Raw genomic sequence first — 14,427 nt, 5'->3', positions numbered from 1 at the left:
CCGGCCGACGGGCCGGCGGCGAAAGAGATCCGGATTCTTCTTGTACGTCTTCCGCTTGTACGTCCTTTGCTCGATCCGTTTCCACGGAGGAGAACTCAAGTGAACGTCAAGACCCGCCTGCGTATCGGTGCCGGTGTCGGTGCGGTCGCCCTGGGCCTCGGTGCCCTGGCCGCCCCCGCCTACGCGGACCCCAGCTCGGCCACCGACTACCGTCAGCTCGCCGGTGTCGGCTCCGACACGACCCAGGACGTCGTGAACGCCCTCGGCGACGCGATCACGAACAGCAGCGGCAAGGTCATCGCCTCGTGGAACGCCACCGGCTCCAGCACGATCACGACCAAGTCGACCGGCAGCTGCACGATCACCCGTCCCGACGGCTCCGGCGCCGGCATCACGGCCCTCAACGCCGCCGTCGACGGCTCCACCGGCTGTGTGGACTTCGCCCGCTCCTCGCGCGGCCCGAACAACACCACCACCACGGACCTGACCTTCGTCCCGTACGCCAAGGACGCGGTGTCCTGGGTGAAGCAGGACGGCAGCGCGCTGCCCGACGACCTGACGACCGCCCAGCTCAAGGCGATCTACGAGTGCACCCTGACCACCCTCAACGGTGTCACCCTCACCCCGATCCTGCCGCAGTCGGCCTCGGGCACCCGCGCCTTCTTCCTCAGCTCCATCGGCGTGACGACCCCCGGCTCCTGCGTCACCTCGAACTCCACGATCCAGGAGAACGACGGCTCGGCCGTCGACAGCGCGGGTGACATCTTCCCGTACTCGGTCGCCCAGTACACCGCCCAGGAGAGCTTCGTCGTCGACGACCGCCGCGGCTCCGCCGTGCTCGGTTCCGTCAACGGCCAGGTCGCGCGCAACGACGACCTGACCCTGAACCTGAGCTTCCCCTACCTGCGGAACGTCTACAACGTCGTCCCGACCGCCAAGCTCTCGGACCCGCTGATCGCGGACACCTTCGTGGGCACCGGCTCCAAGGTCTGCGCCAATTCCTCCGTCATCACGCTGTACGGCTTCGGCACCCTCGGCAGCGACTGCGGCAGCACCACCCTCAAGGGCGAGAGCTGAGCACCGACCGCTAGCCGCGCACCGGCCGGGCACCCACGGGTGTCCGGCCCTGTCGGCGTATCCATCCATGACCGAAACCCCGTGGGGGGACCACCGCATGACGCACCGTCTCGCACAACTCAGATCACCCGTGGCGCTGTTGACCTCCTGCGCGCTGCTGTTCGCCGCCCTGGCCGGGGTCGTCGCCCTCTCGGGCCGGGCCCACGCGGCCACGGAACTGGGCAAGTTCACCGTCAGCCCCGCCACGGGCAGCATCACGGACATCCCCATGACCACGTCCGTCACGACCAGCGCCGGCTGCAACTCGACCACCGCGCAGACGACCGTGCTCAGGCTGGTGAACCCGACCACCCCGACCGCACTCCTGCCGCTGGCCCAGTCGGTGACGAAGGCCGGCGTCGGCACGGACCCCTTCACCGTGGCGCTCGCGGCCACCGCGGCCAAGCCGAGCCTCCAGTCGGCCCTGACGAGCGCCGGGGTCTCCGCCCCCTACGACGGCACCTACACGCTGGCCCTGATGTGCACCACCAGCACGACCGCCGACCGCTTCCTCGCCAAGATCCGGGTCACGGGCGACACCTGGTCCCTGCTCGAACAGCAGGCCACGACCCTCGCCGTGAGCGCGCCCGCCGGCGTTCCCGTGGGCGGCGACCTCAAGCTCACCGCCACGGTCTCGCCCGCCTCGGCGGCCGGTTCCGTGGAGTTCAGGAACGGCGACACCTCGCTCGGCACGGCGACGGCCACGAACGGCACGGCCGAACTCACGATCAAGGCACCGGCGATCGGCGGCCCCCTGCCGTTCAGCGCCGTGTTCACGCCCGCCGACGCCGACGCCTACTCCAGCGCCTCGGCCACGGGGAGCGCGAGCATCGACTACGTCGTCTCCGCCAAGGACGCCGACGGCAACGCCCTCTCCGACAAGCCCACGCTGGCCATCGGCCAGAAGGTCAAGGTCACCGTCAAGGGCTTCACCCCGGCCGCCGCCGCCCATGTGACCCTCAGCGGCTCCACCGCGACCTATCCCGACGTGACCGTCAACGCCGACGGGGCCGTCGTGGACTACGCGTTCACCGTGCCCGACCAGCTGCCCAACGGCGACCACAGCCTCCAGTTCTCCGAGAAGACCGGCATCTACGCCTCCCTGCCGTTCGTCAGCACCGACGCGGCCACCTCCAGCCCCAGCCCCACCGAGAACCCCGACCTCACCGTCACCGACGAGGACGGCACCGCCCTCGGCACGAACCCCGCCCTCGAGCCCGGCCAGAAGGTGAGGATCACCGCCCGCGGCTACACCGCGAGCGCCGCCGTCAAGGTCACCCTCGCCGACAGCACTGCGACCTTCACCGACGCCAAGGCCAACTCCGCCGGAACCGTGGACAGTTACGAGTTCACCGTGCCCGGCGACATCGCCGACGGCGACCACACCCTGACGCTCGCCGAGGACGCGACCGGCGGTCACAGCGTCGCCTTCGCCTTCACCACCGGTGGCGACGACTCCAGCGAGTCCCCGTCGCCCACCCCGTCCGACTCGGACTCGGGCGCCACGCCCACCGACGGTTCCAGCAGCGGCGGTTCGGACACGGGCGGCACCACCGGCGGAGACAGCGGCACCGGCACCGGCTCCGCCTCGGGCTCCATGGCGGCCACCGGCGCCCAGGCCGGCGCGATCGGCCTGGCCTCCCTCGCGTTCCTCGCCGCCGGTTCCGCGCTCGTCCTCCACATGCGCCGCAAGGGCCTGCTGACCTTCGGCGACGGCGACACCCCGCAACACCGCTGACCGTCCGGGCGGTCCGGGGGCGCCCACCCCCCCCGCCCCCGGACCCCGCCCCGCGAAAGGCGCCGCACGAGACGCCGTACAGCCGTACAACCGGCGCCGCACGAGACGCCGTTCGAAGGAAACCGTCCCGCTTCGAGGAGCGCACCCCGTGACCACGCTCGCCCCGCCCCCGGCCGACGCGACGGCGCCGGCCGACGGCCCGCCACCGCCGCCCGCCCGGCCGCGCCAGGAGACCCCACGGCCCCCCGCCCGCCCCGGGCTCGCACTCGCCGGGGCGGCCGTGTGTGTCCTGGCCGCCGTGCTCCTCGGCTTCGCCGCGAACCTCACCGTCGTCGGCCACCTCCAGCACGCCCGCGACCAGCGCACCGCCTACGACGAACTCCGCAAGGAACTCGCCCTGGGCACCGCCCCCGTCGGCCAACGCGACTACGAGGGAAGGATGTTGAAGCCGGGCGCCCCTGTCGCGCTCCTGCGCATCCCCGCCCTCGGTATCAAGGAGGTCGTCGCCGAGGGCACGACCTCCGAAGTGCTGATGTCGGGGCCGGGCCACCGCCGCGACACCCCGCTGCCCGGCCAGCCCGGCACCTCGGTGATCATGGGCCGCCAATGGGGATACGGCAGCCCGTTCCTCGACCTGCACAGCCTGCCCACCGGCTCCCGCATCGAGGTCACCACCGGCCAGACCAAGGCCGTCTACCGGGTCACCGGCGTCCGCCGGGCCGGCGACGAACTGCCCACCCCCCTCGCACAGGGACAGGGCCGGCTCACCCTCATCACCGCCACCGGAGCCCCGTACACACCCAGCGGGGTCCTGCGGGTGGACGCCGAGCTGATCACCCCCGCGCAGGCCGCCCCGCCGCGCGATCTGCGCCCCGGCTGGATCGCCGCGTCCGAGGAGGCGCTCGGCGGTGACGACGGTGCCTGGCTGCGCGTCTTCCTGTGGTCCCAGGGCCTGTTGCTCGCCGCCCTGCTCGCGGTGGTCGCCCACCGGGTCTGGGGCCGCTGGCAGACCTGGATCTGCGCGGGCCCCCTGCTGCTGGCGCTGGGCCTCGCCGACTCCGGGGCGATCGTCTCCCTGCTGCCGAACCTGCTCTGAACCACCAAGCCCCGTACGGGAGTTGACCACACCACCATGTCCACCGACCTCACCGGGAACGCCCCCTCGGACGCGGACCCCGACCTCACCGACACCCTCCGCCGGCCGCCGGTCGTCCTCTCCGGACCCGGCCCCGCGAGCCTGCGCGCCGACTCCGTCTCCGCCTGGTTCGGCGACCACAAGGTCCTCGACCGGGTCTCCCTCACCATGCCCGCCCGCGAGGTCACCGCGCTCATCGGCCCCTCCGGCTGCGGCAAGTCGACCTTCCTGCGCATCCTCAACCGCATGCACGAACTCATCGGCTCCGCCTCACTGGCCGGCCGGGTCCTCCTCGACGACCAGGACATCTACGACCGGGGCCGCCGCATCACCCACGCCCGCCGCCAGATCGGCATGGTCTTCCAGAAACCGAACCCCTTCCCCGCCATGTCGATCTACGACAACGTCCTCGCCGGCCTCAAACTCAACGCCATCAAGGCCACCCGCGACGGCAAGGACGACCTGGTCGAGGAGTGCCTGATCAAGGCGGGCCTGTGGAAGGAGGTCAAGGACCGCCTCCGCCAGCCCGGCGGCGCCCTCTCCGGCGGACAGCAGCAACGCCTGTGCATCGCACGGTCGTTGGCGGTACGCCCCCGCGTCCTCCTCATGGACGAACCCTGCTCGGCGCTCGACCCGACCTCCACCCGCCGCATCGAGGAGACCATCGCCGAGCTCAAGTCCGAGGTGACCATCGTCATCGTCACCCACAACATGCAGCAGGCCGCCCGAGTCTCGGACAGCTGCGCCTTCTTCCTCGCCTCGCAGAACACCCCGGGCGTGATCGTCGAGCACGGCGACACCCAGGCGATGTTCAACTCGCCCCAGGACGAACGGACTTCGGACTACGTGAACGGACGGTTCGGATGACGGCAGCGCGGCTCGCGGGCGTGGCCGCGGCGGTCCTCCTCCTGGCCGGCTGCGGGACCGGGGTGCGGGTCACGCACCCCGAGGCAGGAAGGACGGCCGAGGCGCCCCCTACGGTCTCCCTCGCGCCACCGGAGCCCTCCGTGTCCGTACCGCCGTCCGCCGCCGCTCGGAGCCCCCGGGCATCGGAACGGCCCGACCCGTCCACTCCCGCCCCGAGCGTCCCCGACAGTCGGGTACCCGGCCCGGACCTGTCACGGCGGACACCGGCCACCACGCCCCGCCCCACCCGCTCCACCGCACCGCCCACCCGCACGGCGACGACCGGGCGCCCCACGTCCACCACGATCCGTATCGGCGACTGGTCCTCGACGGTCGTCCGCGGCGACCAGACGGAGGTCGACGCCTGCCGGAACGCCGTGCAGTGGACGGGCCCCGACATCGGCACCGAGAACGGCTACGAACTGCGGACCGTGGTGATCGTCGGCCACGACTACTGCGGCTTCGACCGCTTCGCCACGCTCCGCGCAGGCACCAAGGTCACGATCGACACCCCGCGCGGCACCTGGACCTACACGGTCTACGCCCACTACGTCACCCCCGGCCGGGGCGTGCCCGCCGCCGGCCTCTACTGGGGCGACCTCACCCTCCAGTCCTGCGTGGGACCGGACACGGGGTTCAGCTACCTCGTACGGGACTGAACCCCGTGCAGGGGCGAAGGACCGCTCAGATACCGGCCGCCGCCGACAGGTCCCGCTTGATCGTGGCGAGGGTCTCGGCCGCCCGCGCGCGGGCCGCCGGGAGGTCGGCGTGCGCGGCCACGGGGACCACGACCTCCAGGTAGCACTTCAGTTTGGGCTCGGTGCCGCTGGGCCGGACGATGACGCGGGCACCGTCGAGCGTGTAGCGCAGGCCGTCCGTGGGCGGGAGCAGTTCCGTGCCCTCGGTCAGGTCCTCGGCCCTGGTGACGGCCAGCCCGGCCAGCTCGGTCGGCGGCTGCTCGCGCAACCGCCGCATGGCGTCCGCGATGACCGTCAAGTCCTCGACCCGCACCGACAGTTGATCGGTGGCGTGCAGACCGTGCGTGACGGCGAGATCGTCGAGGAGATCCAGCAGATCACGGCCCTCCTCCTTCAGCTCGGAGGCCAGCTCGGTGATCAGCAGGGCGGCGGTGATGCCGTCCTTGTCGCGCACACCGTCCGGGTCCACGCAGTAGCCGAGGGCCTCCTCATAGCCGTAGCGGAGCCCTTCCACCCGGGCGATCCACTTGAAGCCGGTGAGGGTCTCCTCGTAGGGCAGGCCCGCCTTCTCGGCGATACGGCCGAGGAGGGACGAGGAGACGATCGACTCGGCGAAGGTGCCCCGGGCGCCGCGCCGTACGAGGTGCGCGGCGAGCAGCGAGCCGACCTCGTCGCCGCGGAGCATGCGCCAGTCCCCCTCGGCCTTCACCGCTACGGCGCAGCGGTCGGCGTCGGGGTCGTTGGCGATGATCAGGTCGGGGTCCGTGGCGCGGGCCCGGGCGAAGGCGAGGTCCATCGCGCCCGGCTCCTCCGGGTTGGGGAACGCGACGGTCGGGAAGTCCGGGTCGGGCTCGGCCTGTTCGGCGACGAGCACCGGCTCGGGGAACCCCGCGCGGGCGAACGCGGCCAGCAGGACGTCCTTGCCGACACCGTGCATCGCCGTGTAGACGGTACGGGCGGTGCGGGGGGAGCCGGGGGAGAGGACGGCGTCGGTACGGGCGAGATAGGCGTCCAGGACGCCCTCGTCGAGGGTTTCCCAGCCGCCGTCCGGCCGGGGCACGTCGTGCAGGGAGGCCACGGCCTCGATCTCGGCGGCGATCTCCGCGTCGGCCGGGGGCACGATCTGGGAGCCGTCGCCGAGATAGACCTTGTAGCCGTTGTCCCGGGGCGGGTTGTGGCTGGCGGTGACCTCCACGCCCGCGATCGCGCCCAAGTGCCTTATGGCGAAGGCGAGTACGGGGGTGGGGAGCGGCCGGGGCAGCACGGCGGCCCGCAGCCCCGCGCCGGTCATCACGGCGGCGGTGTCGCGGGCGAAGTCCGCGGACTTGTGCCGGGCGTCGTAGCCGATGACGACGACTCCGTCGGTGTGGCCGTGGTGCTTGAGGTACGCGGAGAGGCCGGCGGCGGCACGGATGACGACCGCCCGGTTCATCCGCATGGGTCCGGCGCCGAGTTCGCCGCGGAGGCCGGCGGTGCCGAACTGGAGGGTGCCGCGGAAGCGCTCCGCGAGTTCCGTGACGTCCCCGGCGTCGATGAGCTTCCCCAGCTCCTCGCGGGTGTCCGCGTCGGGGTCCTCGGCGAGCCAGGTCTTGGCCCGCGCGATGAGATCGTCGTCGTGCACGTCAGGTCAACCTCTCGTGGTGTGGTGTGCGTCGGCTTCTCGACTGACCGAGACGGGCGGGCGGGTCGGCGGACGGGCGGGTGGGCGAAATCCTGGGCGGTGCCTACAGCCGGCCGAGCACCTGGGCCAACAGCGAGCCCATCTGCGTGGCCGAGTCCCGGCCCGCCTGAAGAACCTCCTCGTGGTTCAGCGGCTCACCCGTCATCCCCGCGGCAAGGTTCGTCACCAGGGAGATACCCAGCACCTCGGCACCCGCCTCACGCGCGGCAATGGCCTCCAGCACCGTGGACATCCCCACCAGGTCCGCCCCGATCACCCGGGCCATCCGAATCTCCGCCGGAGTCTCGTAGTGCGGCCCGGGGAACTGGGCGTAGACACCCTCCTCCAGACCGGGGTCGATCTCCTTGCACAGCGCCCGCAGCCGGGGCGAGTACAGATCCGTCAGGTCGACGAAGTTCGCGCCGATGATCGGGGAGGCGGCCGTGAGATTGATGTGGTCGCTGATCAGCACCGGCTGCCCGGGCCGCATACCCTCGCGCAGTCCGCCACAGCCGTTGGTCAGCACGATGGTCTTGCAGCCGGCGGCGACGGCGGTACGGACCCCGTGCGCGACGGCGGCGACACCGCGCCCCTCGTAGTAGTGGGTACGGCCGAGGAAGACCAGCGCGCGCTTGTCGCCGATGGCGTACGAGCGGATCCGCCCGCCGTGGCCCTCGACGGCCGGCGGCGGGAATCCGGGCAGCTCGGTGACGGGGAAGTCGGCCTCGGGCACGCCGAGCGCGTCGACGGCCGGCCCCCAGCCGGAGCCCATCACAAGTGCGACGTCGTGGGTCTCGGCGCCCGTCAGTTCGCGCAGGCGCGTGGCGGCGGCGTCAGCGGCGGCGTGGGGGTCGCCCTGGATGTCGTCCGGAAGAAGAGATGCGTTCACGCGGTTGAGGGTAGCTGGTCTGGGCCTACGCGCGTAGATGACAGAGCTCACGGGATTGCGATCGTTGTCTTGTCGTTTCCAACGAGACCTGTGACGGGCGTTATGTGTGGGAACCCTCAGCTCCCGCCGTGACAGCCCTCAGCAGGGCCGCTTACGCAGCTCCATCACATAGTCGTGCGGCGCTCCGGCCGACTCGGCGGCATCGGCCAGCTCTCCGAGATAACGGGCCGACGGCAGCCCGCCCTCATACCCATTCAGGACATACACCCAGGCGGGTTCCTCGCCGTCCAGGGTGTGCACCCGAACCCGCATCCGCCGATAGACATCAAGACCGACACCTTCCCAGCGGTCCATGGAGTCCTCGTCGGGCGGCGCGATCTCGTACAGCGCGACGAAGACCTGGGAGCGCGGCGCCTCCACGATCGTCGCGAGCGCGCCCTCCCAGCCCATGTGCTCACCACCGAAGGTCAGCCGCCACCCGTTCAGCCAGCCCGTGGCACGCAACGGCGAGTGCGGTGCGCGGCGGGTCATCAGCCGCGCGTCGAGATTGCCGGCGTACGCGGCGTAGAGCGACATGCTCCGAGAGTACGGCAGCGAACACACCCGCCACTCCCGTAACCGTCGGTACCCGGGGGCACCTCCGTCGCCCCGGCGCGGACATGCGCTTCGGAACGGCGGCGCACCCCGGACGGCCGTCAGCCGCGTACGGACACCCCCCGACACGGCACCGACCCACAACGAACCGCAGGCGACCCACGACGAACCGCAGGCGCACCACGCACCCCCGCCGCCCCCGGGCGGAAGCATCTTGAAGCGTGCGGGACAATGGGGTACGTGACTCGGATCGTGATCATCGGTGGCGGACCCGGCGGCTATGAAGCGGCGCTGGTGGCAGCGCAGCTCGGCGCGGAGGTGACCGTCGTCGACTGCGACGGTCTGGGCGGGGCGTCGGTGCTGACCGACTGCGTGCCGTCGAAGACCCTTATCGCGACGGCCGAGGTGATGACCACCTTCGACTCGTCGTACGAGGAACTCGGCATCATCGTGGCCGACGACACCCCACCCCTGGAGCAGGCGGCCCGGGTCGTGGGCGTGGACCTCGGCAAGGTGAACCGCCGTGTGAAGCGCCTCGCGCTCGCCCAGTCGCACGACATCACCGCGTCCGTGACCCGGGCCGGCGCCCGCGTCATGCGCGGCCGGGGCCGGCTGGACGGCATGCAGGCGATCGACGGCTCCCGCAAGGTGATCGTGAAGGCGGCCGACGGCACCGAGGAGACCCTCGTCGCGGACGCCGTCCTCATCGCGACCGGCGGCCACCCCCGTGAGCTGGACGACGCCCGCCCCGACGGCGAGCGCATCCTGAACTGGACCCAGGTCTACGACCTCACCGAACTCCCCGAAGAGCTGATCGTGGTCGGCTCCGGTGTCACCGGCGCCGAGTTCGCCGGCGCCTACCAGGCCCTCGGCTCCAAGGTCACCCTCGTCTCCTCCCGCGACCGCGTCCTCCCCGGCGAGGACCCGGACGCGGCAGCCGTACTCGAAGACGTCTTCCGGCGCCGCGGCATGAACGTCATGGCCCGCTCCCGCGCCCAGTCCGCCAAGCGTGTCGGCGACAAGGTCGAGGTCGTCCTCGCCGACGGCCGCGTCATCACCGGCTCGCACTGCCTCATGGCCGTCGGCGCCATCCCGAACTCCGCGGGCATGGGCCTGGAGGAGGCGGGCGTCAGGCTGCGCGACTCGGGCCACATCTGGACCGACAAGGTCTCGCGCACGACCGCCCCCGGCGTCTACGCGGCCGGTGACGTCACCGGCATCTTCGCGCTCGCCTCGGTGGCCGCGATGCAGGGCCGTATCGCCATGTACCACTTCCTCGGCGACGCGGTGGCCCCGCTCAACCTCAAGACGGTCTCCTCGAACGTCTTCACCGACCCGGAGATCGCCACGGTCGGCTACTCCCAGGCCGACGTCGACGCGGGCAAGATCGACGCCCGTGTCGTCAAGCTCCCCCTCCTCCGCAACCCGCGCGCGAAGATGCAGGGCATCCGGGACGGCTTCGTCAAGATCTTCTGCCGCCCGGGCACCGGGATCATCGTCGGCGGTGTCGTCGTGGCGCCCCGCGCCTCGGAGCTGATCCACCCGATCTCGATCGCCGTCGACAACAACCTGACGGTCGAACAGATCGCGAACGCCTTCACCGTCTACCCGTCCCTTTCGGGCTCGATCGCCGAGGTGGCCCGACAGCTGCACACCCGCAAGGCGACGGGCGAAGTCTGAGGCCGCACCGACTCCCCGCTGGTCACGGGGAGTTGCCGCCCATTCGTACGGCATAGGCGCCGGGACTACCCCCTATACCACTTCTCGCCCTCCTGTGCGAACAACTTCTGCTATTCACCGCAAACAGCTGAAAGCAGACGGTCGTTGGGGTTACTGTCAGTTTCGTGTTCGCTGCAGAACGTCGCCAATTGATCCTCGAAATGGTGCGAGCGAATGGGGCTGTATCGCTCCGTGAGCTCGCCCGCGTCGTCCAGACCTCCGAAGTGACCGTACGGCGGGACGTGCGCGCACTGGAGGCAGAAGGACTCCTCGACCGCCGGCACGGCGGTGCGGTATTGCCGGGCGGGTTCACGCGGGAGTCCGGCTTTCCGCAGAAATCGCATCTCGCGACCGCCGAGAAGACGGCCATCGCCGATCTCGCCGCGAGCTTCGTCGAAGAGGGCGAAGCGATCGTGGTAGGGGCGGGTACCACCACCCAGGAGCTGGCCCGCCGGCTCGCCCGGGTCCCCGGACTGACCGTGGTCACCAACTCCCTCCTTGTCGCCCAGGCGTTGGCCCATGCCAACCGCGTGGAGGTCGTGATGACCGGGGGCACCCTGCGCGGTTCCAACTACGCGCTGGTGGGCAGCGGGGCCGAGCAGTCCCTCCAGGGGCTGCGCGTCTCCCGGGCCTTCCTCTCCGGAAGCGGGCTCACCGCCGAGCGCGGCCTCTCCACGTCCAACATGCTCTCGGCGTCCGTCGACCGGGCCCTCGTGCAGGCGGCGGCCGAGGTCGTCGTCCTCGCCGACCACACCAAGCTCGGCACGGACACCATGTTCCAGACCGTGCCGACCGACGTGATCACCCGCCTCGTCACCGACGAGCCCCCGGGCCACGACGACCGCGCCGCCACGGAGTTGCAGGCCCTCGCCGACCAGGGGGTGCAGATCGCCGTGGCCGGCGGGGCGGGCGGCCAGGGGGGTGATCAGGCCCCGGCGCGGGAGCAACGCCGCCGGGACGTACCCCTTCCGGCACCGCGACGGGGTCAAGTACCGGGGCTGCGCTCGGCGGGCGTACTGACCGGGGAGTCCCCGGAGCGGGAGCGCGCGGCAAGGGTGGCGGATTTGCGCAGGCGTTGATCGGTGCGGATTTCGGCTGCGGCGCCGTCGTGGCTGGTCGCGCCCACGCGGCGGAGCCGCATATCGATACAGCCCCGCGCCCCTTAAAAGCGCTTGAGCTGGTCGGCATTTAGGGGCGCGGGGAACTGCGCGACCAGCCCCCACCGACCCGCACCCGAAAACGAGACAGCGCTACGGTTTCAACCCTCGCAACGTCAACGTGAGCAACCTGTCAGCCAGTTCAGGGTCTCCGGGATTCCCCTCGGCCGCCAACGCAATCGCATGCGTCAGCTGAAGCAGATCACCGATCTCGACGTCACCGCGCACGTCACCCGCCTCCTGGGCCCGGGACAGCAACGCACCCCCTGCCTCCCGGATAGGGCTGCTGCACCGGGCCAGCGCCGACGTGTCGTCGTCGGCCACCGCCATCAGCGCCCGTGAAAGCCCCCGGTACTCGCTCGCGTGGGTCACCATCTCGCGCAGCCAGGTCACCAGTGCCGCACACGGCTGTGGAGCATTCCGCAACTCCCGGGAACGCGCGAGGAGTTCACCCACCGCGTCCTCGAACACCGCGCTCATCAGGGACTGCCGGTTCGGGAAGTGGCGATACAGCGTGCCGATGCCGACGCCCGCGCGCCGGGCCACGTCCTCCAGGGACGCGTCCGTGCCGTGCGCGGCGAAGGACACCCGGGCCTCGGCGAGCAGCCGCTCGTAGTTGCGGCGGGCGTCGGCACGCAGACCCGCCGGCGGCCTGGCTGTCTCGGCCATGGGTCCCACCTGCCCTCCTCGGCGCGATACGGCGTTGTCCCGTCACCTTGTTGTCCCGTCACATTACAGAGGTGCCCGGCGGACAGACTGTTCCTGTCGGCCGGGCACCTCTGTACGTGCGGTCGGATCAGTCCTTGATCTCGCAGATGGCGGCGCCGGAGGTGATGGAGGCGCCGACTTCGGCGCCGAGGCCCTTGATGGTGCCGGACTTGTGGGCGTTGAGGGGCTGTTCCATCTTCATGGCTTCGAGGACGACGATGAGGTCGCCCTCCTTGACCTCCTGGCCCTCCTCGACGGCGACCTTGACGATCGTGCCCTGCATCGGCGAGGCGAGGGTGTCGCCCGAGGCGACCGGCCCGGACTTCTTCGCCGCCCGCCGCTTCGGCTTGGCGCCGGCGGCGAGGCCGGTGCGGGCCAGGGACATGCCGAGCGAGACCGGGAGGGAGACCTCCAGGCGTTTGCCGCCGACCTCGACGACGATCGTCTCGCGGTCGGTGTCCTCGTCCGCCTCGGTGTCGGTGGGGGCGGCGAAGGGTTTGATGTCGTTGACGAACTCGGTCTCGATCCAGCGGGTGTGGACTGTGAACGGGTCGGCGGAGCCGGTGAGTTCGGGCGCGAAGGCGGGGTCGGTGACGACCGCGCGGTGGAAGGGGATGGCGGTGGCCATGCCCTCGACCCGGAACTCCTCCAGCGCCCGCGCAGCCCGCTGCAGCGCCTGCTCACGGGTGGCGCCCGTGACGATCAGTTTGGCCAGCAGCGAGTCCCACGCCGGACCGATCACCGAGCCGGACTCGACACCCGCGTCCAGCCGGACACCCGGCCCGGACGGCGGCGCGAAGGTGGTGACGGTGCCGGGGGCGGGCAGGAAGCCGCGGCCGGGGTCCTCGCCGTTGATGCGGAACTCGAAGGAGTGGCCGCGCAGTTCGGGATCCCCGTAGCCGAGTTCCTCACCGTCGGCGATGCGGAACATCTCGCGCACGAGGTCGATGCCGGCGACCTCCTCGGTGACCGGGTGTTCGACCTGGAGGCGGGTGTTGACCTCCAGGAAGGAGATCGTGCCGTCCTGGCCGACGAGGAACTCGACGGTCCCGGCGCCGACGTAGCCGGCCTCCTTCAGGATCGCCTTCGACGACGCGTACAGCTCGGCGACCTGCGCCTCGGAGAGGAACGGCGCGGGCGCCTCCTCGACCAGCTTCTGGTGCCGGCGCTGGAGCGAGCAGTCACGCGTCGATACGACGACCACGTTGCCGTGGGTGTCGGCCAGGCACTGGGTCTCCACGTGGCGGGGCTTGTCGAGGTAGCGCTCGACGAAGCACTCGCCGCGTCCGAAGGCGGCGACGGCCTCGCGGACCGCGGAGTCGTAGAGCTCGGGAACCTCTTCCAGCGTGCGGGCGACCTTCAGGCCGCGGCCGCCGCCGCCGAACGCGGCCTTGATCGCGATGGGCAGCCCGTGCTGCTCGGCGAACGCGACGACCTCGTCCGACCCGGAGACCGGGTCGGGCGTGCCGGCCACCAGCGGGGCGCCGGCGCGCTGGGCGATGTGCCGGGCGGCGACCTTGTCACCCAGGTCGCGGATCGCCTGCGGCGGGGGGCCGATCCAGATCAGGCCGGCGTCGAGGACGGCCTGGGCGAACTCGGCGTTCTCCGACAGGAAGCCGTAGCCGGGGTGGACGGCGTCGGCACCGGACTCGCGGGCCGCGCCCAGGACCTTCCCGATGTCCAGGTAGCTGCTCGCCGGTGTGTCACCGCCCAGGGCGAACGCCTCATCCGCGGCGCGGACATGCAGAGCGTCCCGGTCCGGGTCGGCGTATACGGCCACGCTCGCGATCCCGGCATCCCGGCAGGCCCGGGCAACGCGGACAGCGATTTCGCCACGATTGGCGATGAGCACCTTGCGCACGATTGAGGCTCCCTCCTTGAAACAAGCCGAGTTTAGGGACTGCCGACACGACGCATCGACCCGTCCCCGGTGGTGAGCTTGCCCACACGGAGCGTGATGCGGGGCCCGCTCGACCCGCGAAATCCCTTGTCGCACCTCGGTACGCAGGACTCCTCCGTAAAACCCTAGCCCTCCTGTGTGGTCAAGGTCTCTGTGAGAGCGTGCCGCGCGCCACGCCGTTTCTTTGTGGAGTCCCTACGAATGGCC

At 71.2% G+C, this 14,427-nt stretch carries 12 protein-coding genes; 7 read left to right on the top strand and 5 right to left on the bottom strand.

Translation table 11 applies throughout. From position 1 onward, the window contains the following. Positions 1 to 99: 99 nt before the first annotated feature. The 5 genes from ACQHII_RS18515 (at position 100) to ACQHII_RS18495 (ending at position 5,554) form a co-directional block, all read left to right on the top strand. Positions 100 to 1,077 (top strand): substrate-binding domain-containing protein, encoded by a 978-nt coding sequence (locus ACQHII_RS18515; protein ID WP_427920337.1) that lies wholly within the window; start codon positions 100 to 102, stop codon positions 1,075 to 1,077. A 97-nt stretch (positions 1,078 to 1,174) separates the two neighbouring features. Continuing rightward, the gene (locus ACQHII_RS18510; protein WP_427920336.1) at positions 1,175 to 2,854 is read left to right on the top strand and encodes a hypothetical protein; all 1,680 of its coding nucleotides are present in this window, start codon (positions 1,175 to 1,177) and stop codon (positions 2,852 to 2,854) included. Between the two features lie 148 nt (positions 2,855 to 3,002). Next, positions 3,003 to 3,950, top strand: a complete 948-nt coding sequence (locus ACQHII_RS18505; protein WP_427920335.1) for a sortase — start codon at positions 3,003 to 3,005, stop codon at positions 3,948 to 3,950. Between the two features lie 36 nt (positions 3,951 to 3,986). Then, positions 3,987 to 4,856, top strand: coding sequence for a phosphate ABC transporter ATP-binding protein PstB (gene pstB / locus ACQHII_RS18500; protein WP_427920334.1), 870 nt, complete (start codon positions 3,987 to 3,989; stop codon positions 4,854 to 4,856). Further along, positions 4,853 to 5,554: a hypothetical protein gene (locus ACQHII_RS18495; RefSeq protein WP_427920333.1), complete on the top strand. Its 702-nt coding sequence runs from the start codon at positions 4,853 to 4,855 to the stop codon at positions 5,552 to 5,554. The genes pstB and ACQHII_RS18495 overlap by 4 nt, the downstream gene beginning before the upstream one ends. A 25-nt stretch (positions 5,555 to 5,579) precedes the next feature. Here ACQHII_RS18495 and ACQHII_RS18490 read toward each other — a convergent pair whose 3' ends face one another. The 3 genes from ACQHII_RS18490 to ACQHII_RS18480 all read right to left on the bottom strand — a co-directional run bounded on the left by ACQHII_RS18490 (position 5,580) and on the right by ACQHII_RS18480 (position 8,718). Beyond that, positions 5,580 to 7,214 (bottom strand): phospho-sugar mutase, encoded by a 1,635-nt coding sequence (locus ACQHII_RS18490; RefSeq protein ID WP_427920332.1) that lies wholly within the window; start codon positions 7,212 to 7,214, stop codon positions 5,580 to 5,582. A 103-nt stretch (positions 7,215 to 7,317) separates the two neighbouring features. Then, positions 7,318 to 8,142, bottom strand: coding sequence for a purine-nucleoside phosphorylase (locus ACQHII_RS18485; RefSeq protein WP_427920331.1), 825 nt, complete (start codon positions 8,140 to 8,142; stop codon positions 7,318 to 7,320). A 138-nt stretch (positions 8,143 to 8,280) separates the two neighbouring features. Beyond that, positions 8,281 to 8,718, bottom strand: coding sequence for a gamma-glutamylcyclotransferase (locus tag ACQHII_RS18480; protein WP_019066947.1), 438 nt, complete (start codon positions 8,716 to 8,718; stop codon positions 8,281 to 8,283). Between the two features lie 249 nt (positions 8,719 to 8,967). Here ACQHII_RS18480 and ACQHII_RS18475 point away from each other — a divergent pair, with 249 nt between their 5' ends. Together ACQHII_RS18475 and ACQHII_RS18470 are read left to right on the top strand one after the other, a co-directional pair. Further along, positions 8,968 to 10,416 carry an NAD(P)H-quinone dehydrogenase gene (locus ACQHII_RS18475; RefSeq protein WP_019072870.1) on the top strand — a complete coding sequence of 483 codons (1,449 nt, stop codon included), beginning with the start codon at positions 8,968 to 8,970 and terminating at the stop codon, positions 10,414 to 10,416. Between the two features lie 164 nt (positions 10,417 to 10,580). Then, complete coding sequence (locus ACQHII_RS18470; RefSeq protein ID WP_427920330.1) at positions 10,581 to 11,534, top strand: DeoR/GlpR family DNA-binding transcription regulator; 954 nt, start codon at positions 10,581 to 10,583, stop codon at positions 11,532 to 11,534. Between the two features lie 171 nt (positions 11,535 to 11,705). On the opposite strand, the gene ACQHII_RS18465 is transcribed toward ACQHII_RS18470, so the two are convergent. Both ACQHII_RS18465 and ACQHII_RS18460 read right to left on the bottom strand, forming a co-directional pair. Continuing rightward, positions 11,706 to 12,281, bottom strand: a complete 576-nt coding sequence (locus ACQHII_RS18465; protein ID WP_427920329.1) for a TetR/AcrR family transcriptional regulator — start codon at positions 12,279 to 12,281, stop codon at positions 11,706 to 11,708. 127 nt (positions 12,282 to 12,408) lie between these two features. Further along, positions 12,409 to 14,181, bottom strand: coding sequence for an acetyl/propionyl/methylcrotonyl-CoA carboxylase subunit alpha (locus tag ACQHII_RS18460; RefSeq protein ID WP_427920328.1), 1,773 nt, complete (start codon positions 14,179 to 14,181; stop codon positions 12,409 to 12,411). Positions 14,182 to 14,427 lie beyond the last annotated feature (246 nt).

Origin of the sequence: Streptomyces sp. cg40 (assembly GCF_050320165.1) — a bacterium.
Lineage (GTDB): Bacteria > Actinomycetota > Actinomycetes > Streptomycetales > Streptomycetaceae > Streptomyces > Streptomyces hokutonensis.
The sequence above is the reverse complement of the archived record's forward strand: the minus strand, read 5'-3'. Positions and strand labels throughout refer to the sequence as shown.